Source organism: Streptomyces sp. NBC_01497 (assembly GCF_036250695.1).
GTDB lineage: Bacteria > Actinomycetota > Actinomycetes > Streptomycetales > Streptomycetaceae > Streptomyces.
On the sequence record NZ_CP109427.1, the window covers coordinates 1,808,304 to 1,832,867 of the forward strand.

The 24,564-nt window shown below is 72.5% G+C and carries 19 protein-coding genes; 6 read left to right on the forward strand and 13 right to left on the reverse strand.

All coding sequences use genetic code 11. The features are described 5' to 3' along the window. Positions 1-237 precede the first annotated feature (237 nt). From OG310_RS07710 to OG310_RS07725, 4 genes are read right to left on the reverse strand one after another with little or no spacing between them, the layout of a single operon-like run. A complete protein-coding gene (locus OG310_RS07710) occupies positions 238-1,440 on the reverse strand; it encodes a 3-deoxy-7-phosphoheptulonate synthase class II (protein ID WP_329455130.1) in 1,203 nt (400 codons plus the stop codon). Next, positions 1,437-2,852 (reverse strand): class-II fumarase/aspartase family protein, encoded by a 1,416-nt coding sequence (locus tag OG310_RS07715; protein ID WP_329455131.1) that lies wholly within the window; start codon positions 2,850-2,852, stop codon positions 1,437-1,439. Before OG310_RS07715 ends, OG310_RS07710 begins: the two co-directional genes overlap by 4 nt. Continuing rightward, complete coding sequence (locus OG310_RS07720) at positions 2,849-4,834, reverse strand: FAD/NAD(P)-binding protein (RefSeq protein WP_329455132.1); 1,986 nt, start codon at positions 4,832-4,834, stop codon at positions 2,849-2,851. The genes OG310_RS07715 and OG310_RS07720 overlap by 4 nt, the downstream gene beginning before the upstream one ends. A 25-nt stretch (positions 4,835-4,859) precedes the next feature. Beyond that, on the reverse strand, positions 4,860-5,570 hold the full coding sequence (locus OG310_RS07725; protein WP_329455133.1) for a hypothetical protein: 711 nt from the start codon (positions 5,568-5,570) through the stop codon (positions 4,860-4,862). Between the two features lie 1,236 nt (positions 5,571-6,806). On the opposite strand from OG310_RS07725, the gene OG310_RS07730 reads away from it, so the two are divergent. After that, entirely contained in the window at positions 6,807-7,646 is an 840-nt protein-coding gene (locus OG310_RS07730; protein ID WP_329455134.1) for a hypothetical protein, read from the forward strand. A 68-nt stretch (positions 7,647-7,714) separates the two neighbouring features. Further along, on the forward strand, positions 7,715-8,803 hold the full coding sequence (locus OG310_RS07735) for a histidinol-phosphate transaminase (protein WP_443078830.1): 1,089 nt from the start codon (positions 7,715-7,717) through the stop codon (positions 8,801-8,803). A 112-nt stretch (positions 8,804-8,915) separates the two neighbouring features. Here OG310_RS07735 and OG310_RS07740 read toward each other — a convergent pair whose 3' ends face one another. The 9 genes from OG310_RS07740 to OG310_RS07780 form a co-directional block, all read right to left on the reverse strand. After that, complete coding sequence (locus OG310_RS07740; protein WP_329455136.1) at positions 8,916-10,121, reverse strand: ATP-grasp domain-containing protein; 1,206 nt, start codon at positions 10,119-10,121, stop codon at positions 8,916-8,918. Continuing rightward, positions 10,118-11,428, reverse strand: a complete 1,311-nt coding sequence (locus OG310_RS07745; RefSeq protein ID WP_329455137.1) for an MFS transporter — start codon at positions 11,426-11,428, stop codon at positions 10,118-10,120. The genes OG310_RS07740 and OG310_RS07745 overlap by 4 nt, the downstream gene beginning before the upstream one ends. Then, the gene (locus tag OG310_RS07750; protein ID WP_329455138.1) at positions 11,425-14,043 is read right to left on the reverse strand and encodes an ATP-grasp domain-containing protein; all 2,619 of its coding nucleotides are present in this window, start codon (positions 14,041-14,043) and stop codon (positions 11,425-11,427) included. The genes OG310_RS07745 and OG310_RS07750 overlap by 4 nt, the downstream gene beginning before the upstream one ends. 63 nt (positions 14,044-14,106) lie before the next feature. After that, positions 14,107-14,742, reverse strand: coding sequence for a mycothiol-dependent nitroreductase Rv2466c family protein (locus OG310_RS07755; protein WP_329455139.1), 636 nt, complete (start codon positions 14,740-14,742; stop codon positions 14,107-14,109). Further along, complete coding sequence (locus tag OG310_RS07760) at positions 14,739-16,424, reverse strand: class I adenylate-forming enzyme family protein (RefSeq protein WP_329455140.1); 1,686 nt, start codon at positions 16,422-16,424, stop codon at positions 14,739-14,741. The genes OG310_RS07755 and OG310_RS07760 overlap by 4 nt, the downstream gene beginning before the upstream one ends. 225 nt (positions 16,425-16,649) lie before the next feature. Continuing rightward, entirely contained in the window at positions 16,650-17,531 is an 882-nt protein-coding gene (locus OG310_RS07765; RefSeq protein ID WP_329455141.1) for a prephenate dehydrogenase/arogenate dehydrogenase family protein, read from the reverse strand. Next, a complete protein-coding gene (gene pabB / locus OG310_RS07770) occupies positions 17,528-19,594 on the reverse strand; it encodes an aminodeoxychorismate synthase component I (RefSeq protein WP_329455142.1) in 2,067 nt (688 codons plus the stop codon). The genes OG310_RS07765 and pabB overlap by 4 nt, the downstream gene beginning before the upstream one ends. Then, entirely contained in the window at positions 19,591-19,893 is a 303-nt protein-coding gene (locus tag OG310_RS07775) for a chorismate mutase family protein (protein ID WP_329455143.1), read from the reverse strand. Before OG310_RS07775 ends, pabB begins: the two co-directional genes overlap by 4 nt. 480 nt (positions 19,894-20,373) lie before the next feature. Next, complete coding sequence (locus OG310_RS07780; RefSeq protein WP_329455144.1) at positions 20,374-20,862, reverse strand: MarR family winged helix-turn-helix transcriptional regulator; 489 nt, start codon at positions 20,860-20,862, stop codon at positions 20,374-20,376. Between the two features lie 132 nt (positions 20,863-20,994). Between OG310_RS07780 and OG310_RS07785 the strand changes: the two genes are divergently transcribed. From OG310_RS07785 to OG310_RS07800, 4 genes are all read left to right on the forward strand, one after another. After that, positions 20,995-21,702, forward strand: a complete 708-nt coding sequence (locus OG310_RS07785; protein ID WP_329455145.1) for a nitroreductase family protein — start codon at positions 20,995-20,997, stop codon at positions 21,700-21,702. 254 nt (positions 21,703-21,956) lie between these two features. After that, positions 21,957-22,640, forward strand: a complete 684-nt coding sequence (locus OG310_RS07790; protein WP_329455146.1) for a phosphoribosylanthranilate isomerase — start codon at positions 21,957-21,959, stop codon at positions 22,638-22,640. Positions 22,641-22,971: 331 nt separating this feature from the next. Then, positions 22,972-23,637, forward strand: coding sequence for a uracil phosphoribosyltransferase (gene upp, locus OG310_RS07795; protein ID WP_329455147.1), 666 nt, complete (start codon positions 22,972-22,974; stop codon positions 23,635-23,637). Continuing rightward, on the forward strand, positions 23,634-24,545 hold the full coding sequence (locus OG310_RS07800) for an EamA family transporter (protein WP_329455148.1): 912 nt from the start codon (positions 23,634-23,636) through the stop codon (positions 24,543-24,545). Before upp ends, OG310_RS07800 begins: the two co-directional genes overlap by 4 nt. The last annotated feature ends 19 nt before the right edge of the window (positions 24,546-24,564 follow it).

The window sequence follows — 24,564 nt, forward strand, 5'->3', positions numbered from 1 at the left end:
CTCCCTGGACTACCGGAAGTCCGGCATCCACGACATGACCGTTCGTCAATGCGAAGTCGGAGTCGCTCCGCGGGTGGGGTGCGGGTGCGGGTGGGGTGCGGGTGGGGTGCGGGTGACACCACCTGAGGGCCGCCGGTCGCGTGTGGTGTCCTCGCGGCCTCCCCGGGAGCGGCGGGCGGTGTCGCCGGCCGCTCCCGAAGCGGCGGCGGGGCTGACCGCGACCGCCGCACCCGGGGCTCATGGCCGACGGCCGGCGCGCACCTCCGCGTACAGTTCCGCCAGTTCGAAGGCCACGTCGAGGGCCTGGCCCCGGTTGAGTCGAGGGTCGCAGGCGGTCTCGTAGCGGTCGGGCACCTGGGCGGGCAGGACCTCGTAGGTGCCGCCCACACACTCGGTGACGTGCTCCCCCGACAGCTCCAGGTGCACACCGCCGGGGTGCGTGCCGAGGGCGCGGTGCACCTCGAAGAAGCCCCTGACCTCGTCCAGGATGTCGATCAGCCAGCGCGTCTTGTGGCCACTGGGCGCGCTGACGGTGTTGCCGTGCATCGGGTCGCACACCCACACCACCCGCGCGCCGGACGCTGTCACCTTCGCGACCAGGTCGGGCAGGACCTCCCGTACGGACCGTGCACCCATTCTCGCGATGAAGGTCAGCCGGCCCGGCTCCCGGTCGGGGTCCAGCAGGTCGATCAGGGCGAGCGCGTCGTCGGGGGTGCTGGTGGGTCCGAGCTTCACCGCCACCGGGTTGCGGATGCGGGAGACGAAGTCGAGGTGCGCGCCGTCCAGTTGGCGGGTCCGCTCACCGATCCACACCAGATGCGCGGACAGGTCGTACGTACCGGACGGCGCCTGACGGGTGAGTGCCCGCTCGTACTCCAGCACGAGCGCCTCGTGGGCGGTGAAGAACTCGCCGCCGCGCTGCGCCGTCAGGCCCCGCAGGATCTCCAGGGTCCCGGCGGCCCGGTCGTAGCCCCTGCGCAGCCGCTGGGGCGCGGGGGTGCGGGATTCGAGAGTGAACGCCTCTCCGTTGACGAGGTCTCCCCGGTAGGCGGGGAGTGTCACACCGTCGCGGGTCTCGTCCGGGCGCGAGCGCGGCTTGGCGTACTGCCCTGCCATCCGTCCGAGTTGCACCACGGGCAGGCCCGCCGCCTCCGAGACGACGGCCGACATCTGCCGGATGGTGCGGTAGGCCGCCCCGATCCGCTCGGGCCCGCCGCCGTCGAAGGTCTCGGCGCAGTCGCCGCCCTGGAGGGTGAGCGCGGCGCCGCACGCCACCTCGGCGAGCCGGGCGCGCAGCCGGTCGCACTCGGCGGCGGTCACCAGCGCGGGGCGCGCGGCCAGATCGTCGGCGACGGCCCGCAACGCCGCGGGGTCGGGCCAGTCCGGCTGCTGCGCGGCGGGCGGATCGGCCGCGAGAGAGGACATCGGGGTGCCTGTCATGCCAGGTCCGCCTTCCGGTCCCGGAGGGCGCGGTCGACCAGTGGCCCGGCCACGCCGAGATAGCCCATGGGGTCGAGGAGTCCCGCGAGTTCGTCGGGGTCCAGGACACCGTCGAGTTCCGGCAGGCTCGCGAGGACCGTCCGGAGCGGCAGCCGGTCCCGGTCCGAGAGCACGGAGGCGCGCGTCAGCAGCGCTTTCGCCGCGGCCTTGCCCAGGCGCGGCGTGAGGACCGCGGAGATGCGCTCCGAAATGATCTGACCATTCGTCAGATCCAGGTTGGCGCGCATCCGTTCGGGATGCACGGTCAGTCCTTCGGCCAGTTCGGCCGCGGTCCTGGCGGCGCCGCCGACCAGGCGCAGGATCTCGCGCAGCAGCAGCCATTCGGCGTGCCACGCCCCGGCGGAGCGTTCGTCCTCGGTGGTGAGGCACTGGGTCAGGCCCGCGGCCAGCACCGGAACCTGGAGGGCGGCGGAGCGGATCATCGTGGCGAGCACGGGGTTGCGCTTGTGGGGCATCGCGGACGAGGCGCCCCGGCCCGCGGGCGCGGGCTCCGCCACCTCGCCGACCTCGGTGCGCACCATCACCTGCACGTCGGCGGCGAACTTGCCGAGGCCGGCCGCGGTGTGCCCGAGAGCGCCCGCGAGGTCCGCGAGCGGGGTGCGCAGCGCGTGCCAGGGCAGCACGGGACGGGCCAGCCCGGTCTCCCGCGCGTACGCGTCGACCAGCCGGTCCAGGTACTCGCCGGGGCCCTGCGCGCCGACGGCGCCGTCGAGACGCGCGTACTCCAGGTACCCGGCGAGGGTGCCTGCCGCGCCGCCGAGCGACACCGGCAGACCCGAGTCCCGTACGCGGTCGAGCCGTTCGACGGAGTCCAGTACGAGACTGCGCCATCCGGCGGCCTTCAGGCCGAAGGTGACCGGGACGGCGTGCAGCGCGAGGGTGCGTCCGGCCATCGGGGTGTCGCGGTGGTCGGCGGCGAGTGACGCGAGGGCCGCGGCGGCCCGGTTCAGGTCCGCGAGGGTCGGTTCCAGGGCGCGGGACGCCACCAGCATCGCGCCCGTGTCCAGGATGTCCTGACTGGTGGAGCCCCGGTGCACGAACTCCGCGGCGGCCGGGTCGGCCTCGGCCACGAGGGCCGCGAGCGCCTGTACCAGGCCGACCACCGGATTGGCGGTCTCGCGGCCGGCCAGCGCCAGCGCGCGCAGGTCCATCCGGCCGGCCCTGGCGTGTTCGGAGATCACCCGTGCGGCCCCCTCCGGCACCGCGCCGAGCCGTGCCTGGGCCCGGGCGAGGGCCGCCTCGGCGTCGAGCATGGCCTGGAGCCAGGCACGGTCGCCCGTCGCCTCCTCCACCGCGGTTCCGACCCGTACCGGCGACAGGAGGCCCTGGTCCAGGTCCTCGTGCGCGGTCATGCGATCACCTCCGCCTCTTCCCGCGCCGCGTCCGTACGCCCGGACGAGGCCGACGGGAGCCCACGTGCGAGGGACAGTACCGCTCCGGCGATCGCGTCCGAGTCCTCCAGCGTCACCGAGCCGACGCCGGGCCGGATGCCCGCCGCCGTCACCCAGTGCACGCTCTCCGTGGGCACGCCGTACGCGAACCGGCGGGGGTGCGCCCACCCGTCGGCGTCCAGCAGCCGATAAGGCCGTTCCGTCACCGCGACGCCGCCGCTCTCGTAGGGGCCGTCGGCGCCGGGGATCCGGTACGGGCCGCACTGCCCGGTACTCAGCAGGTGGCGCAGTAGCGGATCAGCGGTGCGGCGCAGGTCCGGTTCCGGCAGCCGCGCCTCGATCAGTGTGCTCGCGCGCCGCCGGCTGCCGGGGACGGACGGGGACTCCACGACGAACGCGGGACCCTCGCCGTCGTCCGCCACGGGTGTCACGCGCGCGCCGGGCCCGGTGACCTCCACGACGCCGGCCTCGATCAGCGCGATCAGCTCCGCGATGCGCGAGGCGGGCGGGCCGATGGACAGGAAGGCGTTGAGCGGCGTGTACCAGGCGGCGAGCTCGTCGCGGTAGGAACCGCCGTCGAGTCCGCCGTGGTCGACCGCGAGCCGCACCTCGTTGCGCAGGTCGCGCAGGACGTCGAGGGCCGCCTTGAGCGGGCCCGACACATTGCCGGCGCGGGCCTCGCGAACGTCGCGCCGCAGGTGTCCGAGGAGCCAGGCACGGAAGTCACCCGTATGTGTGAACTCTCGTCCGCCGTACGGACGCTGGACGGCGTCCCAGTCCCACCGCTCGCCCGGGGCGATGTCCGCGGCGGCGACCAGTGCGGCCCGCTCCGCGTCGGTCCCGGCGGCCAGGTAGCGGGCGCTGAACGTCTCCCCGTCCACCCCGCGTGCCAGCAGCAGCGTCGCGTAGTAGACGCTCTCCACTTCGCGGGCGATGAGCGGCCACAGGTCCGCGGTGAAGCCGAGCGTGCCGTCGCGGCTCTCCCGCAGCCGGGCCACCCGTGCGGCCGTCAGCGACCGGGGTTCGTGGCGGCCGTGCGCGCCCTTCTCGTTGTCGCCGCGCGCGTGGTACGGCACACCGCGCCGGGAACCCGCGTAGATCCTCGGTTCGCGGCCGGACGGGCGGTAGACGAGGCCGCCTTGACCCGCCCGGTCGAAGGAGCCGCCGCGGCCGATGGTGAACTGCGCCATCCAGTCGAAGAAGTTCAGGCCGAGGCCGCGCAGGACGATCTCCTCGCCCGGCGCGACCTCGCAGGGGTCGAGGTCGGCCGGGTTGGCCGGCGGCAGGTAGCGCAGCCCGTGGCCGGCCGCGAACTCCGCCAGGGCGCTCTCGGCCGGCGTGGGCAGTGCGGGCAGGTGGCCCAGGGCGAGGACGACGGCGTCCAGGCCGGTGAGCTGGGTGCCGTCGTCGAGCAGGAGTGCCTGCGGGCCGGCCTGCTCGCCGCGCTCGTCGTCGAGTTCCACGGCGCGCGCCCGGTGGACCTGGATGCGCAGGTGGTCCGGCGCGGTGGCGATCAGCCGGTCGAAGACCCAGGTCAGGTACTGGCCGTAGAAGGCGCGGGTGGGGTAGGTGTCGGGGCCGAGGTCGCGCGCCTCGGCGAGCGTGGCGTCGTCGGGTGCGGGCCCCTGGGCCGGCCCCCTGCCTTCGCGCAGCAGCTCCTTGGCCCAGGCGTACAGGCTGGGGCCCTCCTCGATGGGGCCGTCGATGTGGACGCTGGCGTCGGTGAAGACGCTCACCTGTGAGGCGACGGTGTTCATCAGGAGGTGGCGGGACTGGGTGGTGCGCCAGACGGCGCCCGGGCCCGGGACGTGGGAATCGACGATATGGACGGTGAGCCGTTCGCAGGAGGGCGACTTGCGCTCCTGGGCACAGAGCCGTTCGAGTACGGACACTCCGCGGGGGCCGGCCCCGACGACGCAGATGTCCGAGTGTCTGCTGTTCACGTGTCGTTCTCCGCTCAGCGTGGGGTCAGGAGGACAGCCCTCGGTCCGTGCGGGTCGGCTCGGCCGCGCGGGAGGGAAAGGCGAGCCGGCTCGACACTTCGAGCCCGTCGCCGATCGACAGGGCAAAGGAAAGGTAATGTCCGGAGGCGCGCACGCGGTGGAGGTAGTCGCCGGGCAGCGCGCGCTGCCCGGCCGCCACGACCTGCGCACCGGGGCGCATCAGCGGTTCCAGCAGTTCAAGGGCGGCCAGCCAGCACTCCTGGCGACCGCGCAGGACGAGCAGGTCCACCGGGCCCGAGACCTCGGCGGGCAGGGCGTCGCGGTGTTCCACGACGCGGGCGTACGGGGTCAGGCCGGCCCGGGCGAGCCAGGTGCGGGCTCGGAGGGCGGAGCGCCTGCCGGGCGTCCAGCACACCGTCTCGCCGACACCGTTGTCGCGTACGGCCGTCGCCAGCGGGATCGAGGTGTCGGGCCAGAAGCTCCCGTGGTCGACGACGACGTGCGGACGCCTGGCCCGGACCAGGGAGTACAGCAGCAGGCCGGTGTCGGGCCGCAGGGCGTCAGCACCGGCCCGGGCGCGCAGGGCGCCCAGCAGCGCGCACACCTCCGGGTCGTCGAGGCTGCCGCCGCCCAGGACGACGTCCTGACGAGGCCCGGCGCCGGGTGGTCCTTCATGTCCCTGCCCGGCGGGGGCGAGCACGAGTCGTGGCAGGCCGGGCCGGGCGGCTCCGGACACGGGACGGGGTTCGGGAAGAAACCCCCGGCCGGACGCGGCGTCAGGCGGGGGGCCCTGGTCGGCGGCGCCTCGGCCCGGATCGCCGGGGCCGGTGGCGGAGCACCGTACGGGGTCGGTGTGGGTCGCACCGCCGGCGTGCGGGCCGGCGGACCCGGAAGCCGGGGAGGCGGTGCACACCGACGCGGGGACGGTGTGCCGGGCGACGCGAGGCACGCGGCCCGCACCGTTCGGTGCGGGCGGCGGCCCTGCGGAGGGACGGCGGGCCGGGTCCCGGTCGGCACCCGGCCGGTCCGTGGCCCCGGGAACGCTGCCCGGGACCGATGCTTTTCGGCCTAACGGCCCTGATGCATAAGGGTTTTGGACGTGGACGCCGGTTCCGGGGAGTTTGAGCGGGGCGGGCCCGTTCTCCTGCGCCCTGCCCACCACCGCGGGTGGCGACGCGTGGTACCGGTCACCGGCGGGCTCGGCCCACAGCACCCGGGCCGACGGTGTGCCGGGTCCTGGGGCTCCGTCAGCCCCGGTGTACACAGGTACCGGCCCGGCCCGCCCGTCCCGCCCGTCATCGGTTCGGAGCCTGTCCGCCCGGAGCATCCCGTCTCCCCCCACAGATGTACGGATAACGCCTGGTCCGCGCCGGGTTCGGAATGTCTCGGACACGACGGGGGACGGCCGGGACCGCACCCGGCGCCGACGCGCGGCGCGGGGTCGCGGTCCGCGCCCCGGCCGGGCGGCGCGGACCGGTCCGCACGATCAGCCGGGGACGTTCCAGCCGACGTCGTTCGCGCGCACGGTTCCGTCGGGGCGGTCGCGGTCGCGGTGCGCGAGGGCGCGTCCGCATGCCTCGGAGGTTGGCGCGATTGCGCCTCTCGCTGTTGTGGCCTGCCTGGAAGTGAGCATTCCCCCGAGCATGACATTTCCTTTACAGTAAGATTTCGGCTGTTTGCACAATGACGCCCAGCGGTTTGCGTGCACGTCGACAGACCGGCGCAAACCGGGGTTTTTCTTTTGGCAGACGTAACTCTGCCACCCCTGGACGACCTAGAGGAGTTCGGACATGCTTCGGGTCGGCGCACTGCAATGAAACGAGGGATGCAAATGCCGACGGGCCCGCACGAAACGGACATCGAAGACGAGAGAAGCGCTTCCGGGGCCGGAGAAAGTACGGCAGCCGTCAAAAGTCATGGGCAGGAGTGGACTCCCGTCGCCCAGTCGGAGAAGCGTGAAACGTTACTTCGGGTGGCGCAGGCGCTCAGCGAGATCTCCGGCATGATCGCGGTTCAGGCGGAACAGCCGGACGAGTGCGCGCACAAGGGCGCGGCGGACGAATACCGACAGGACCACGGGGACGGAAGAAACCAGAATCCCGGATTCCGTTATCTGGACGGCGCCAGGGACATCAATCGCGTGATCCAGGAGGTGCTGGACACCGCGCGGACGGAGATCCTCACGGCCCAGCCCGACGGGCCCCGCCCTGGCCCCGTCCTGGACGACGCCCTGAGCGCGGTGCGCAACCGGATCGCGGCCGGCATCTGCATGCGGACGCTCTACCAGCACAGCACCCGCTTCGACGAGCCGACGAAGGAATACGTGCAGTCAGTGACGCAGTACGGCGTCGAGGTGCGCACGCTGGCGGAGTTCTTCGACCGGATAATACTGGTGGACCGGGCCGCCGCCTTCATACCGGCGAATGCCGAGCGGACCCGTGCGGTCCTGGTCACGGAGCCGGCCGTGGTCCATTTTCTCGCCGACGTCTTCGACCGCGCATGGGACCGGGCCGCTCCGTTCCCGTTCCTTCCGGTACGTGCGGCGGACGCCGCTCCCGAGGTCATCCCGGCGATCCGCGAGTCGATCAGGAAACTCCTGGTCGAGGGGCGTTCCGACAAGGAGATCGCGCGGCGCCTCGGGCTGAGTCTGCGCTCCCTGCAGGCGCATGTCGCATGGCTCAAGAAGGAGTACGGCGCGCAGCACCGGCTCCAGCTCGGATACTTGATGGGACTGCGGGGTCACGGCGCGGGGCTGTTGCCGGCCGACCGGCCCTCCCCCGGCGACCTTGCGACGGCACAGGCGGCCTCATAGGGTGAGGCGTCGCGCCACCCGCGGCGACTTCCGCGGTGGGCGCCCGCCAATGGCTCCATTTTGGATCCATTTCTTTTTCCCTTTTCTTTGTTGCCGCGACGCCGGTGCTCCCGCGTGTCAGCACACCCGCGTCGCGCCGTTTTCGCGCCGGAAAGGTGCCCATGACGCCCTACGGACTGTCCGCCAACGAGAATCCCTATGCTCCGCTGCCGTCGGTGCGCCAGGTCGTCGCCGACACCGCCGCGCAGATGAACCGCTATCCCGACCGGCTCGGCACGGCTGTGACCGAGGCGGTCGCCGCCCGGTTCGCGGTGCCCGCGAGCCATCTCGCGTTCGGCGCGGGATCGGTCGGTGTGCTGCTCCACCTGCTGCACTCCGCACTCGCCGGCGGCGGCAACGCGGTATACGCGTGGCCGTCGTTCGAGGCGTATCCGCATCTGACGCAGGTGTGCGGCGGCGCATCGGTGCGGGTGCCACTGCGCGAGGACACACACGACCTCGACGCGATGGCCGACGCGGTCACCGACGACACGAGGGTCGTCGTGGTGTGCAATCCCAACAACCCCACCGGCACCGTCGTGCGCCGGGCCGCGCTGGAGCGCTTCCTCGACCGGGTGCCCGAACGGGTGCTCGTCGTCCTGGACGAGGCATACCGGGAGTTCGTGCGGGACATCGACGTCCCGGACGGCATCGACCTGTACCGGGAGCGGCCCAACGTCGTGGTGCTGCGGACCTTCTCCAAGGCGTACGGCCTGGCGGGGCTGCGTATCGGTTTCGCGGTGGCCCGGGCACCGGTCGCCGAGGCGATCAGGGCCCGTGCCGTGCCGTTCGGGATCGGTTCCGCGGCGCAGGCCGCGGCGGTCGCCTCACTCGACGCCGAGGACGAACTGCTGGAGCGTGTAGCGGCGTTGGTCAAGGAACGGGACCGCGTCGAGAACGGACTGCGGGACGCGGGCCTGCGGGTGCCCCCGTCCCAGGCGAACTTCGTGTGGCTGCCGTTCGGCGCGGGCACCGAGGCGTTCGCCGACGAGTGCGCCGAACAGGGCGTGGCGGTAAGGGCGTTCCCCGGCGAGGGCGCCAGGGTGACGATCGGTGAGGTCGCCGCGAACGACATCGTGCTGCGGATCGCCGCCGCGCACGGAGGCCGCGCGGGATGAGTGCGGCCGGTCCGGGCCCCTGGCAGGGGTCCGGACCGGCGGCGGCGCTCCGGTCGGTGGGGGCCGGGCGCCGGTCCTGAGTCGTACGCCCTGCGCCCGTGCCCGGCGCCCCTCAGGCCTGCTCGACGCTCACCCGCAGCGTCTCCCGCACGAACTTGAGTGTGTCCTCCCGCTCGGACGGCGACTCGGCGGCTATCAGTACGTGCCCCATGCGCTGCGACGACGACGTCAGCGGACGCACCGTGTCGCCCGGCCCCTTGCGCAGCCGGACCCGTACGACGCCGGGGTGGGCCTCGCTCTCCTCGACACCGGTGATCCCCGTGATGGTGCCGGGCCGCACCGTCGGGAACCAGGTCGCAGCCCAAGCGACCGGCTCCGCGGGCGGGAGCCCGTCGAGCGGCAGGCCCAGGTGGAGCCTGACCACCGCTTCGTACAGGTCGAACCCGAAGGTCAGGCCGATGGCGTCGGGGAGGTAGTCGCCCGGGGTGCGCACGGCCGTCTCCATGAGGACCGGGCCGCGTTCGTCGACCTTGAACTCCAGGTGGACCAGGCCCGTACGCATCCCGATGGCCTCGATCACACCGCGCGTCAGTGCCGCGACGCGGGCCGTGGTGAGCGGGTCGTCGAAGCGGTGGCCGCAGCGGTGGGAGAGCTCGACGAAGTACGGCGGCTGGGTGGTCTCCTTGGCCGTGATGTTCTCGAACAGCACCTCGCCGTCGCGGATCAGCGCCTCCCAGCTGAACTCCGGCCCCATCACGGCCTCTTCGACCAGGACGGTGCCCTCGCCCGCGCGGCGTGCGATGACGTCCTCGACCCCGGCCGCGTCGGCCACGAGTTCCACGCCCTCGCTGCCCGCGAGCGTGAGCGGCTTGACGACGACCGGCAGCCGCTGAAGCATCCAGGCACGGGCGTCGGCGACGCTCGCGGCGAGCCGGAACTCCGGCTGCGGCACCCCGTGGTCGGCGAACGTGGTCCGCTGAAGTGCCTTGTTGCGGGAGATCACGGCGGCGTGCAGGGACGGCCCCGGCAGAGAGAGCCTCTCCTGCGCGAGCGCGCCGGCGAGTACATGCGGTTCAGCGAAGGACACCAGGCCGTCCGGCGCCCGCTCGGTGACCGCGCGGGTCACCGCCAGGTTCCACAGCTCCTCGGGTCCCACCGCCGCGCGGTAGAACGTCTCCGCGAGATCCCGGGGCCGGCCCTCCCAGGTGGCCGCCGACTCGACGGCGCGCACCCGCAGTCCAAGACGCGCCGCCGCCTGGAGGTAGGGCCGGCCCATCGTGCCGACTCCCACCACGAGGAGGTCCTTGCTGTCCTTCACGAGGTGACACCTTCCGCTGATGTGGCGGCCGCTTGCGCCCCGGGCGGTACCGCGTCCGCGGGCGGCCGGTCGCCGTCGGATCCGGTCGCCGCGACCGGGCGTTGCAGCCGGGTGACGGGGGTGACGAGCACGGCGGCGACGGCGAACACCGCCGCCAGGCAGATCCAGCCCGCCGGACCGGCCGCGATCACCACCGAGGTCACGAGGGCGGGCCCGACGATGCGCTGTCCGGTGCCGCCGAGGCTGAAGACCGAGAGATAGGTGCTCTTGCGGTCCTCGGGCGCGAACTCGTAGCTGAGGTCCCAGCCGCCGACCGCCTGCCACATCTCACCGAAGGTGAGGAGCACGCAGGCGCCGAAGAGGACCGCCGCGGCGATGACGGCCGACGCCGGTCCTGCCGCCAGCGCCATCGCCAGACAGCACGCGGTCAGCGCGAGGCCGCCGAGCCGCAGGGCGCGCACCGAACCACCGGGCCCCTCGGCCGACTTGGACACCGGAACCTGGAGCGCCACCGACAGCACCGTGTTGGTCAGCACCACGATCGGCAGCACCCCGGTGGGCACGTGGGTGGCGGTCAGGGCCCACAGCGGGATCCCCACCGACAGGATGGTGGTGTGCAGGTTCAGCACACCGTTGAGGCCGGTCAGCAGCAGGTAGCGCCAGTCCCGGAACCCCTTGATCGCGGTGAACGGGCCGGTCCTGCGCTGGACGGCGGCCGTGGCCACGGCCCGCAGCCGGGTGAGCAGCAGCGCCGAGACCACGAAGGCCGCGGCCGTGCCGAGCACGATGCCCCGGTACGCCCAGACGCTGTGCGAGGCCAGCAGCGGCGCCGCGAGGAGCGCGCCGAGCGAGAAGCCCATGTTGCGGACCGTGCGGATGATCGCCATCGTCCGGGTACGGTCGGTGGCCTCCGTCGCCGCGGACGCCACGGCCTGGGTCATGGGCTGGGTCGCGGCTTCCGCCGCGGCCAGGCACGAGGAGACCAGGGTGAAGCCCACCACCCCGTGCACGAAGGTGAGCGCGACGAACCAGCCCGCGCGCCACAGCTGCAGCACGATCAGGGTGTGCCGGGCGCCGAAGCGCTCGGCGAGCGCGCCGATCGGCACCGTGGTCAGGAAGCCGACGATGCCGGAGATCGCGAGGCCGAAGCCGACCTCGGCGGTGGTCAGTCCCACCGAGCGGACGAAGAACACCGCCGAACCGGCCAGGTAGAGACCGGTTCCGACCGCGTTGATCAGCGAGGTGACGGCGAAGGTGCGTCCGGCGGGGGTGCTGGGCAGGTACTCGCGCGGGGATATCCGTCTCATCTGCCACCGTCCACGCCGGTGCCCAGGGTGGCCGCGTCGGTGCCCACCGTGATCAGCGAGAGGGCGTGCTCCGCCGTGCGGGCGGCTTCCGGAGAGGCCGGTGCCGTGGCGACGACGAACCCGGCGCGCTCCCAGGAGCTGGTGGTGGCCCGCACGGTGTCACCGGCGGCGACGGACAGGTGCACCTCCTCGACGCCGGGCACGGCGCGCGCGTCGTCCGCGCCCCTCACCGCCGTGACGGTGCCCGGCGCGGCGGTGAGGAAGCGCACGGCGGCTCCCCTCCGCGCGGGGATCGGCGCGACGGGACCGGTGCCCCGCAGGACCCGCAGCAGGTCGTGCAGGATGTCGGTGTCGTAGGCGAGGTCGACGAGGACGGTGATCGCACCGCCCGGCAGCCGGCCCGCGCACTCCACGAGGTGCGGGCGTCCGTCGACGAGGATCCACTCGGAGTGCAGGATGCCGGAGCCGAACCCGGTGGCCTCCGCGAGCCGGGCGACGGCCTCGCGCAGTGCCACCGCGACGGACTCGGGCAGCTCGGCGGGAAGGGTGTGACCGGTCTCGACGGGGTGGGAGGAGTCCAGTACGGACTTGGCGGTGATGTTGGTGAAGCCGACCGCCCCCTCGTGGACGAGGGCCTCGACGCTCACCTCCGGCCCGTGCAGGCGCTGTTCGGCCAGGTAGTGCGCGGTGCCGGGGTAGGTGGCGTGCAGGGCCGGTTCGTCGGCTCCCGTGGTGTGCGCCCAGGCCGCGGCGATGTCGTCGTCCGGGCCGAGGAGCCGCACACCGAGGCTGGCCTGGCGTCCGGCGGGTTTGAGGACGCACTCGCCACCGTGCACGGCTCGGAACCTCGCGACGTCGTCCGGGCCTTCGACGCCGGCCCACTCGGGCTGGGCGATGCCGCTGCCCGCGGCGGTGGCCCGCAGCAGTGCCTTGTCGCGCAGCACCCGGGCCGCCTTGAGCCCGGCGCCCGGCAGGCCCCACGCCTCGGCGAGGGCGGCCGCGACCACGACCCCGTACTCCACGACGGGGACGACGGCCACCACACCGGCCGGGCGCGGCAGTGTGTCGGCGATGCGGTGCGGGTGCCGCTCGTCCTGGCTGGCGGCGGGCAGCAACGCCCCGACGCAGGCGTGCCGTTCGCCGAGGTCCTCGATCCCGCGCGCGGCGATCACCGCCGGCTCCTCCAGTACCAGTACGGAACCGGCGGGCAATGACTCGTCGAGTTTGCCGAGCATCACGGGGCTGTAGCCGACGAGGACGTGGGTGACGTCCTCGGGCACGGTACGGATGGTGACGGCCCGCCTGACCTCGTCCTCCAGGGCGTCGAGTTCCGCGAGAGTGGGGGCGTCGATGAAGAAGGACACCGCACGGTCCTCGGAACTGGTCAGCGGGACCAGACGGGCACCGCGGTCCTTGTGCACGAGCACGGCCCGCAGCGTGGGCGCGTCACCCGCGGCGGCCGGGCCGATGCGCGGCCACAGCCCGCCGTCGCCGACCCAGGCCGGTTCGGTGTCGAAGCCCTCCACGCTCACATCGGCGAGCACACCGGGCACGTGTTCGAGATAGACCTGCCGGGCGTGCCGGGCCGGCCTCGGATAGGAGGCGGGCTCACCGAGGGCGATGCGGACGATCTCGGGCTCCAGCGGGGCGCCCGTGGCCAGTTCGTACAGGACGCACAGGCCGTCGCCCGGGGTCCTGGCGGCGACCTCCATCAGCACCGGCCGGCCGCCGGCGCCCACCCGCCACTCGGCGTGCGCGATGCCGTCCCGGAAGTCGAGGCCATCCTCCAGCAGCCGCCGGTTGGCCTCCAGCAGGGCGGCCTCGGTGTCCGGGTGGTCGCTCGGGACGGTGTGCGAGAGCTCCACGAACGTCCGCGCGTGGGAGTCGGTGGTGTCCTTGCGGGTGGCGGAGGCGAACAGGAGCCGGCCGTCCTGCACGAGGCTCTCCACGGAGTACTCCTGGCCGGTGATCTTCTCCTCGACCAGGACCGTCTCGTGGGCCGGAAAGGCGTCCAGCGCGGCCCGCAGGGCGGCGGCGTCGGCCACTGACTCCACGCCCGAACTGGAGTGCCGGCCGGTGGGCTTGACCACGGCGGGGTAGCGGACCGGGTCCAGGTCGGCCGTGGCCCGCTCCTCCGGCGCGACGACCACGCACGCAGGACTGAACTCGGGCAGGTACCAGCGCTGGAGGTACTTGTTACGGCACACCCGGGTGGCGCGCAGGCCCGGGGTGGCGAGGCCGAGCGCGTCCGCGAGGAGCCCGGTCGGCTCCACCTGGGTCTCGCCGACGGCGTACGCACCGGTGATCCGGTATGCCTCGCGCCAGCGCCGGGCGGCCGAGATCACACCGGGGAGATACGAGTTGTCGCGGCTGACATCCCCGTCGACGAAGGCGAATTCATGGATGGCGGAGGCCGGATGGCCGGGATCGGCGGCTGCCCGCAGCGCCTCCTGGCGCCAGGCTGCGGGGGTGATGAGGAGGATCTTCATCCCCCTGCGGGTGAGTTCCTCCAAATACAGGGGCGCGCGACAGACCACCAGGAACGATCCGGTGAGAATGAAGGCGTCCGGCCGTGGTGCGGGGGTTCGCCCCGCTGAAGTCTGTGGCTCGTCCATGTGTTGAGTCCTCGTGAGGACGTGGACCGCCCCGGCCGGGGCGGTCCACGCGGTGTGTGTCGCTCAGTCGAAGTTGAGCTTTCCGGTGCGGGTCCGCTTCAGTTCGAAGAAGTCCGGGTAGTTGGCGAGCGCGCGTGCTCCGTCGAAAATGCGCGCCGCCTCCTCACCGCGGGGGATGGAATTGAGGACCGGCCCGAAGAAGGCCACTCCGTCGATGTGGATGGTGGGCGTGCCCACGTCCTCACCGACCGGGTCCATGCCGCGGTGGTGGCTCTCGCGCAGCGCCTCGTCGTACGCCTCGCTGTCGGCCGCCTCGATCAGCTCGGCCGGCAGGCCCCTCTCGGCGAGCGCCTCCGCGGCGACGGCACGGAAGTCCTTGTTGCCGCCGTTGTGGATACGGGTGCCGAGCGCCGTGTAGAGGCCGGGCAGAACGCTCTCGCCGTGCTGCTGCTCCGCGGCGATGCAGATACGCGTCAGGGCGAGCGAGTTGTTCACCAACTCACGATACCAATCCGGGAGTTCCCGGTTCTCATTGAGAACGTAAAGACTCATCACCCGGAATCTCAGATTCAGCTCGCGGCGCTGCTGGACTTCGAGGATCCACCGGGAGGTGATCCACGCGAAGGGACAGGCGGGGTCGAAGTAGAAGTCGACCTCGGCGGGGGTGTCGGTGTCAGTGCTGTCGACGGTCTGGGTCATGCGGATTCCTCGAAGATGTCAGAGGCGACGGAAGTGGTGTCGGCCCGCTCCACGTAATCGCGCAAAACAGCGTAGGTCTCGCGGAGTTGGCGCTTCAATACCTTACCGGTGACACCCACGGGGAAACTGTCCGACGTGCGGGCTATCTCCAGGACACCTATGCGGGGGTGGCCGGCCGCGGCGAGCGCCTCATTGGCACGGTCGAGCAGCTTGCGCGGCTCGGCGTCCGCTCCCTCGGCCACCGTCACCACGGCGACCGGCACGACCTTCCCGCCGTCGCGGCCCGCGACCACGGCGACGTCGTCGACCTCGGGCACGTCGTTGAGGACGACCTCCTCCATGAACACCGAGTAGCCGGTGCCGGATTCGGTGTGCAGGGCGTCCACCGCGCGGTCCACCAGGAAGAAGTCACCCGCGGCGTCCTGGTAGGCCATGTCACCGGGCAGCCAGTGGCCGGCCAGCTTGTAGCGGTAGGTGGTGTCCGAGTCGGCCCAGTAACCCGGCGTGATCGCGGGGCCCTTGGCCGCCAGGTGGCCGACTTCGCCGATGTCCGCGTGGCTGCCGTCCTCCCGCAGGATGGCGACCTCCGCGACGCCCACCGGCTTGCCCGCGCAGCGGTCGTTGCGCTCGGTGGCCAGGGTGCGGACCTTCAGCAGCACGCCCCAGCCGAGTTCGGTGGTGCCGAGCCGGTCGAAGAACGCGGAGGGCGGCAGCTCCGGGCTGCGCAGCGAGAGGATCTTGGTGATGTGGGCCTGGTGCACGGCGTCGCCGATGGAGGTCCACACCCCGACCGAGTCGACGGATCCGACGGCCAGGTCCGCCGCGGCGAGCTCAGCGTACCCGTGTGCGAAGGACATCACCGCGGTCGGGCGGTGCTGGTCGACGGCGGCGGCCAACTCCGCGCCGTCCCGGTCGCTCAGCGCGACGAACGGGGTGCCGCCGAGCACCGCGTAGACCGTGTAGGCGATGCAGCCCAGGTGCGACTGCGGCAGCGCCGTCATCATCAGCGCGCCGGGCGTCTCGGTGTGGTCCACGAGCCGGAACTTGGGGCCCGACACGATGGAACGGTGCGTGTGGATGGTCGGCTTGGGACGCCCGGTGGTCCCGGAGGAGTGCAGGATGACGACCGGGTCGTCGTCGTGGTGCGCCCAGTACTGCTCCTCGGGCAGCGTGGCGGCGGGCGGGGCGGGCAGTTCCTCCTCGGTCCGCGTCCACGCGAGGCCCAGCCCGTCGACGGCGGAACCGAGCCGGCCCAGCCGGTCGCGGTCGGTGTAGAGGCCGACCGGGGCGGTCTGCTCCAGCAGGGACAGCGCGATCACCTGAGGCGCCTTGCTGTTGACGAGGACCGCGATCGCGCCGATCTGCGCGAGGGCGTAGAAGTGCAGGGAGTACGCGAAGGAGTCCTCGATCCACACCGCGACCCGGTCCCGCTGCCGCACCCCCTGGGCCCGGTACCAGGCGGACCAGCTCTGCGCGAGCGCGTCCACCTCGACGAGGCTGAAGTCGTGCTGCCGCTCACCTGAGGTGGTGGTGATGGCGCGGTACGAGTGTATGTACCGCTGGTCGGGCGCGACACTGGCGGCCAGGGCGGAGCGGAGCAGGTTGCCACCGCCCACCAGCGGGTCGGCGGCCAGGGCCGCGCGCTGGTCCGGCGTCAGAACGGTCGGGGCGAACTCGGGCATGGTGTGCACCTTCCAGATCGGGAGCCGCTGCGGACGGATGTCGCCGGACTCCGCCGCGGTGGCGGCGGGAGGTCCGGATCGGGCTCGTGTCTCGGGTCGTTCCGGTGGTTCCGTGGTGCGGGTCGTTCCGGTGGTTCGGTGGTGCGAGTCGCGGATCGGTGCGTGGTGCGCCGGCGCGGGCTGCTCGGTGCTGCGTCGGTCGTGCCGTTCCGGTGTCCCGCCCCGTCAGAGGGTCCTGAAGAGGCGGGCGCAGGTGTCGCCGAGGTCGTCGAGGTCCGGGCCGAGGTAGTCGCGCACCTCCGTCAGGAGGCCCGCGAACTCCTCCTCGAAACCGCCGCCGACGGTGTCGCCGAGCCGCGCCAGGGAGTCCGCGAGCACCTTGCGGACCGCGGGCGCCTCGGGGTTGGCCGCCTGGACGTCCCAGTACACCTCCGGCGTTCCCCCCGCGATCCTGGCCAGCAGCGCCAGCAGGGTGCGGTGCGGCGGCGGCGCGATCCGCCGGAGCTCGGCCACGTCCACGTCGAGCCTGGCGAGCGTCAGTCCGAACGCGAGCACCGCGGCGTGCGTGAGCGCCTGGGTGGCGCCGGCCAGCCGGTCGTGCTCGCGGTCGCCGACGCGTACGACCTCGGCCCCCCAGCCGGCCACCAGGTCGAGCAGTTCGCCCACCCGGGGCCCGTCGCCCACGACGACCGCGGCGACCGGGCGGCCCGCGAAGCCGAGGGACGGCGCGAACATCGGGTTGAGGCCCACCGCCTGGACGTGCGGCGCGTGGTGGCGCACCGCGTCGGCGAAGCGCTGCTTGACCGAGAGGGTGTCGACGAGCAGGGCGTCGGGCCGCAGCGCCGCCGTCACCCCGGGCACGGCGGCCAGCGCCACCTGCTCGGGGACCGCGAGCACCACCAGATCGGCGTGGCCGAGTTCGGCCGCCAGCCGGTCCCCCACGGCGGTGATGTCGCCGCGCACCCAGCGGGTGTCCCGCGGCGCGCCGCCGGCGGGGGGCTCGCTGGGGTCGACGACGCTGACGAGCGCGCCGGTCGCCCGGATGTGGCCGGCGAACAGGCCGCCGACCGCGCCGGAGCCGCCGACGACGACGCAGCGCCGGATCACCGGGCGCCCCCGGCGGGCTGCGCGGCGGTGTCCAGGACCGCGGTCACCATGGCGCGGGACTTGACGACCGTCTCCTCGAACTCCTCGTCGGGGTCGGAGAGCGCGACGATCGCGCCGCCCACGCCGAAGCTCACCTTGTCGCCGGTGGCGACGAGGGTCCGGATGACGATGCTGAGGTCGGTCGCCCCGCTGAGGGAGAACCAGCCGAGCGACCCGGAGTAGACGCCGCGCGGCCCCTCTTCGAGCCGGTCGATGATCTCCATCGTGCGCAGTTTGGGCGCACCGGTCATGGAGCCGCCGGGGAAGGCGGCCCGGACGCAGGACACCGCCGTCTCGCCCGCACGCAGTGTGCCGCGGATGGTGGAGACCAACTGGTGCACCGGCGCGTACGTCTCGACGTCGAAGAGCTTGGGCACGTGGACGGAACCGATCTCGCTGACGACGTTGAGGTCGTTGCGGATCAGGTCCACGATCATCAGGTTCTCCGCGCGGTCCTTCTCCCGGCCCGCGAGGTCCGCCCGCAGCGCCTCGTCCTCGGCGGGTGTCGCGCCGCGCGGCCGGGTGCCCTTGATCGGCTTGGACTCGGCGATCCCGTCCGTCCCGACGCTCAGGAACCGCTCGGGCGACGCGCTCAGCACGGCCACGCCCGGGAAGTCCAGCAGCGCGCCGTACGGCACGGGGCTGATGCCCCGCAGCCGCTCGTACGTCCGCAGCGGGTCGATGGCGGCCCGCAAGCCGACCGCGTTGGTCAGGCACACCTCGTACGTCTCGCCCTGGCGGATCTGCTCCAGGCTCTCCCGTATGCGCTCCAGGTAGCCGTGCTCGTCGTGGCGCAGGTCGACGGTGCCCTCGGCGGCCGGGTCGGTCATGCCGACGCCCGAGAAGGCCACGGGGGGCCGGGGGGTGTGCGGCGGCAGCGCCGCGAGCCGGGCCGCCGTCGACTCCAGCCAGGCCGTGGCGTCCGCGAGGTCGTCGTCGAGGGAGAGCGCGAGCAGGTAGCTCACGCCCTCGGCGTGGTCGACGGCGAGCATCCGGTCCGCGAACAGCAGGGCGGCGTCCGGGGTTTCGGCCTTGTACGTCTCGTCGCCGCCGGTCTCCGCCTTCAGCTCGTAGCCGAGGAAGCCGACGTAACCGAGGTTGAAGTCGAACGGCAGGCCCTGCGGGGTGGGCACGGCGCGCCGGGCGAGCTGCTCCTGGAGGTAGTCGAAGAAGCGCTGCTCGACGATCTCCTCGGTGCCGCCGGGCCGGGCGGGGCCGCCGCTCACGCTCACGGCCCCGTCGACGACGCGGTAGGTGAGGTATTCGGCGAGCGGGCCGCTGCCGTCCCCGAGGAAGGAGAACCGGGACAGGCCCTCGATCACGGCGCCGCTGTCCAGCCAGAAGCCGTGCTCGCGCCCGTGGAACAGCTCCCGGTAGGCGGCCTCGGTGTCCGGCTCGCAGGGCACCCTGCGCACGTCGACGCGGTACCGGGGCGGGCGCCGCCGGGCCGCGTCGGCGAGCGCGAGGTCGCGGAAGTTCGCGAGCAGTTCGCGGCCGTACTCGCTGCTGATGGACTCCGGGTGGAACTGCACGCCCCAGATCGGCCTGGTCCGGTGGCGTACGCCCATCACGACGCCGTCCTCGGTCCAGGCGGTCCGCTCCAGTTCGTCCGGGAGCGAGGTCGCCGCGAGGGAGTGGTAGCGGACCACGTCGTACGGGGACGGCAGCCCGGCGAAGAGGCCGGTGCCGTCGTGGTGGACGGGTGAGACGCGGCCGTGCATCGGCTGCGGGGCGAGACCGATCTCGCCGCCGAACAGATGGCAGATGCCCTGGTGGCCGAGGCACACGCCGAGCACGGGCAGTCCGCTGTCGAGGATCGCGCGGGCGCTGATGCCGAAGTCCCGCTCGCGCTCGGGCCGGCCGGGCCCCGGGGAGACGACGATCGCGTCGAAGTCCTCCATGCGCAGCGCTGACCAGTCGGCGCCGTTGCGGACGACGACCGGCGCGACGCCGTTCACCTCGCCGAGCAGTTGGTAGAGGTTGTAGGTGAAGGAGTCGTAGTTGTCGATCAGCAGGGTCCTCATGCCGGGCCTCCTATGACGAGGTCCTCGACGCGGCACGTCTCCGCGATCACGAGGTCGTACAACGCGCGCAGGAAATTCTGATCGATTCCGTTTTCGGAACCGAATCGGGCGGCACGTTCCTGCACGATGCCTATGCGGTGCGGCTGCATCATCGGAATGTCGTGCTCACGCTTGTGGTGCGCGATCTGCACACAGATGTCGATGCGCTCGCGCAGCCGGTCAAGGAATTGCTCGTCGACGCGGTCAAGACGCGCCCGGAGTTCTTCGATCCCTACGGCGGGAGCCGGTGCTTCCGGCATTTCTTCCCCCTGTGCTCTCCTGAAGATCACACGGCGCCGTGCCTCCACCCCCGGTACGACCTGGCGGTGGGAGGCGCCCCCTGTCACAGCACTGGACTCTGCCGTTCCCGGCATCCACCCGCCACGGACGCGATGGTTCGGGTCTGCGCAGTGCACACACCGGCGGGATGCACATCCGGACACATGCCCCATAGCACCCACCTCCATCGCCTTGTCCTCCTTGCGGAAATGCACGGGACGAACTCATAGTTTGTTCGGAGCCGAATTCAGGGGCGCACAGGGGGAGGCGAACTCGGTGGGAAATCCGGGAGCACCGGGATCAGTGCCGCTGGAGCGGCGATTATTCATCGCGGCGACGACTCGGGAAACACCCGCACAAGGCCCGGTGAAAAGGCGGACAGGAACGGCGTCCGGCACCGCCGGGAGGCCCGCGGCCGGCGGGATCGCCCGGCCCTTCGCGGGCCGGGACACCGGAGCGGGTCACGGGGCGTCGTCCAGGGAGACGAGGAGGGCGCGCAGGATGCGGTCGAGCTCCTGACAGTCCTCCTTGTCGATGCCGGACAGCAGACGGCGCTGGTTGCGGACGTGGCCCTCGACGACGCGGTCCACGAGCTCGCGGCCGGCGTCGGTGAGGGCGATGTGCAGGCTGCGCCGGTCGCCCGGGACGGCCTCGCGGCTCACCAGGCCGCGTGCGACGAGGCGGTCCACGCGGTTGGTCAGCGCGGCGGAACCGATCATGACGCTCGCGGCGAGGGCGCTGGGCGTCAGGGGGCCGGCACTGCGGCGGAGGGTGGCCAGGACGTCGAACTCCCACGTCTCCATGCCGTACTCGCCGAAGTACTCCTTGAGCCCGGCACTCAGGAGCCGTGACAGGCGCAGCGTGCGCCCGACGGTTCCCATCGCGGCCAGGTCCAGGTCGCTGCGCTGGGCGGCCCACTGGTCCAGAAAGCCGTCGACGCGGTCACGCATGGGGGCACCTCTTCCTCGTTGCTTCGACAAGCTTCGACACCGAGGTTACTTCGACATCGAGACGTTTGACGCAAGCGTAGTCCAGGACTTACTTTCTTGGTACTGGACAGTTCGACATCGAAAGGTTCGATCATGCCCCCACGCGGGACGAGCGAGACCGTCGCCCAGGTCATCCGCTCACGGCGCGCCATCCGTCACTACCGTCCCGACCCCGTTCCCGCACCGCTGCTGCGGGAGTTGATCGGCCTCGCCCTGGAGGCGCCGTCCAGCTACAACCTCCAGGCCCGCTCCGTCGTGGCGGTCACCGGTGCGACGGGGCTGCGGGCGCTCACCGAGGCCACCGGCGGCCAGCCGCACCCGCAGGAAGCACCGGTGATGCTGGTGTTCGTCGCGGAGTCCGCCGCCTGGACCGAGGGGCGGGACGACGTGTGGGAGACCGCCCGCGGGCGCGGGGCCTGGACCGAGGCCTTCGCAGACGGGACCCCGGGGAGCGTGCGCGCCTTCTACGAGGACCTGCGCGCACGCGGCCTGGAACGCGAGTACGCGGTCAAGGACGCCATGCTCGCCGCCGCGTTCCTGATGATCGCGGCGGAGGCGGCGGGCCTCGGCACCAGCCCGATGAACGGCTGGGACGAGGCGGCGGTCAAGCGCGCCATCGGCATCACCGACCGCCCCGACCTGCACATCGCCCTGCTCGTACCGCTCGGTTATCCGGCCGAGGTGCGACTCCACCCGGGGCGCCGCGCACCGGAACTGACCAGCTTTCACAACACCTACGGACGCCAGGCCCCGGGCCCGGCAACCGGCAGTACGCGCCTGCGGCACCTCCAGGGCCGCTGAGGCGGAGCGCGCCCCGGAGCGCACCACCACCGACCGGGCAGGGCGGCACGCTCGCCCAGCCCCGCCCGCCCGGCACCACCCGGCAGTTCCGAACGGCGGCACAACGACACAACGGCACGGCAGCACGGCAGCACGGCAGCACGGCTCAACGGTGTTCCGCCACCCGCGGTTCACCCGGGGCGGCCCGCACCGCGGCCACCCCCCGCAGCGGGTCCTGCCCCGGCAGGCCCTCAACAGCCGAGGAGATCACTTCCATGGTCACCGTGAACAAGCTCGTCCAGGTCGCCGGCATCATCGACGCCGAAGAAGCCGACATGATCATCAACGAGGGCGCGGACTGGATCGGCTTCGCCCTTCGCCTGCCGTCCGGCAAGGACGACATCCCCGAGCAGGACGCCGCCGCCATCATCAAGGGCCTTGAGGCCCCGCACGCCGGCGTCCTGATCAGCTACCTCACAAACGCTGACGAGATCAGCGAGTTCTGTGGCGAACTCGGCGTCGTCGCGGTCCAGTTGCACGGCGACGTGGAGGTCGCCCAGCTCAGGCGCCTCAAGGACATACGCCCCGACCTGTTCGTCCTGAAGTCCCTCGTGGTCAAGGAGGGCAACACCGAGGAGCTGCTGGAGCTGGTCGACGCCACCCACCCGTACGTCGACATGTACATCACCGACACCTTCGACCCGAAGACCGGGGCCAAGGGCGCCACGGGCCTGACCCACGACTGGAGCATCTCCGCCGCGCTCGTGCGCCGCTCCCCCAAGCCGCTGATGATGGCGGGCGGTCTCAGGCCGGAGAACGTCGGCGACGCCATCCGCGCCGTACGGCCCGCCGCCGTCGACGCCCACTCCGGTCTGGAGGGCCCCGACGGGCGCAAGGACCGCGCGAAGGTCGCCACGTTCCTGGCCGAGGCGCGCCGCGCCTTCGACGACATCGGCTGACCCGGGCCTCCCGGCCGGGTCCGGCGGACGCCGGGCCCGGCACGCACGGCCCGCCCTACGCCACCCGAGGCGGGCACGCGCGCCGGGTCCCCGCGCCCCGCGCCCGCCCAGCCCTGCCCGTACCACCCCGTCCGTACGACCCCGTACGGCCCCCCGCTCCTCCTCGTACGACCCCCCGTTCCCCCGCACCCTCCTTCGTACGACCCCCCGTTCCCCCGCACCCTCCCTCGCACGACCCCCGGTCCCCGCACCCCCGCCGTGCAGGCCCCCGGCCCCAGCGCGTCCGTACGTTCCCCCTCCCGTTCAACCGACCACCGGAGAGGCACCCGTCGTGACCACCGCACCCCGTGTCCATGTGCTCCCCCAGACCGACCAGCTCCGCGCGCTGCACACCGTCATCCGTGACCGCGACTGCGGCCAGCAGGACTTCGTGACGCACTCGCGGCGTGTCTTCCGCATCCTGCTGGAGGCGGCACTCGATCTGCTGCCCTTCGCCAAGAAGGAGGTCAGTACCCCCATCGGCGCCGTGTACGAGGGACTGGAGCCGGCCCGCGAACCGTATGCCGTGAGCGTCGTGCGCGCCGGTGAGGCGATGGAGGTGGAACTGCGGGACATGCTGCCCGGCATCCGCGTCGGCAAGATCCTGATCCAGCGCGACAAGCAGACCAAGCTCCCGCACCTGTACTACAAGCACCTGCCCGACGACATCGCGGACCACCCCGTGCTGCTGCTCGAACCGATGCTGGCGACCGGGGGCTCGGCGCTCGCCGCCGTGGACGTCCTGGTGGAGGCGGGGGTGGCGGAGGAACGCATCGTGCTGGTCGACCTCCTGGCCTCACCGCAGGGCCTGAGCCGCGTGTCCGCGGAGCGGCCGCACCTGCAGATCATCACCAGCTCGATCGAGGAACGTCTGACCGAACACGCCTTCATGCTCCCGGGCATCGGCGACTTCGGCGACCGGTTCTTCGGCACCACCGACTCCGGAGCCCGCACATGAGCAACCAGCGCCTCGCGGCCACCAGCGCGGTGACCGCGCTCGCCCCCGCCGTATGGGGATCGACGTATCTGATCACCACCGAGTTCCTGCCGCCGGACCGGCCGTTGCTGGCCTCCACCCTGCGCGCCCTGCCCGCCGGTCTGATCCTGCTGGCCGCGACCCGGGTACTGCCGCGCGGCATCTGGTGGTGGCGGGCGCTGGTCCTCGGTGTGCTGAACATCGGCGCGTTCTTCTACTTCCTCTTCCTCGCCGCCTACCACCTGCCCGGCGGGGTGGCCGCCCTGGTGATGTCGATCCAGCCGATGATCGTGCTGCTGCTGGGGTCGGCGGTGCTGCGGGACAAGGTCCGGCCGGTGCAGATCGCCGCCTGCCTGCTCGGTGCGGCGGGCGTGGCGCTGCTGGTGCTGGAACCCCATGCGGGCCTGGACACCGTCGGTGTGCTGGCGGGCGTGCTCGGCGCCGCCTGCATGGCCTCGGGCATCGTGCTGACCAAGCGGTGGGGCCGCCCCGAAGGCGTCACCCTGCTCGCCTTCACCGGCTGGCAGCTCACCGTGGGCGGCCTGGTGCTGGTCCCGATCACCCTGGCGACCGAACCGCTGCCGACCCATCTGACCTGGGGCAACATCGGCGGTTTCGCGTATCTCAGCCTGATCGGCGCCATGGTCGCGTACGTCCTGTGGTTCCGGGGGCTCTCGCGCCTGCCCGCGCTGGCCGCCTCGTTCCTCTCGTTCGCCTCGCCGCTGTGCGCGACCGTCCTCGGCTATCTGTTCCTCGACCAGTCGCTCGGCCTGCTCCAGATCCTGGGCGCCGCCGCCGTCGTGGGATCGGTCGTCCTGGCACAGCGCCGCGGCACGCCGGCGCCGGAGCCGGCTCCGGCCGAGCCCGAACCGGCAGCAAGCCGGGCGTGAGCACCGCTCCGCTCGCCTT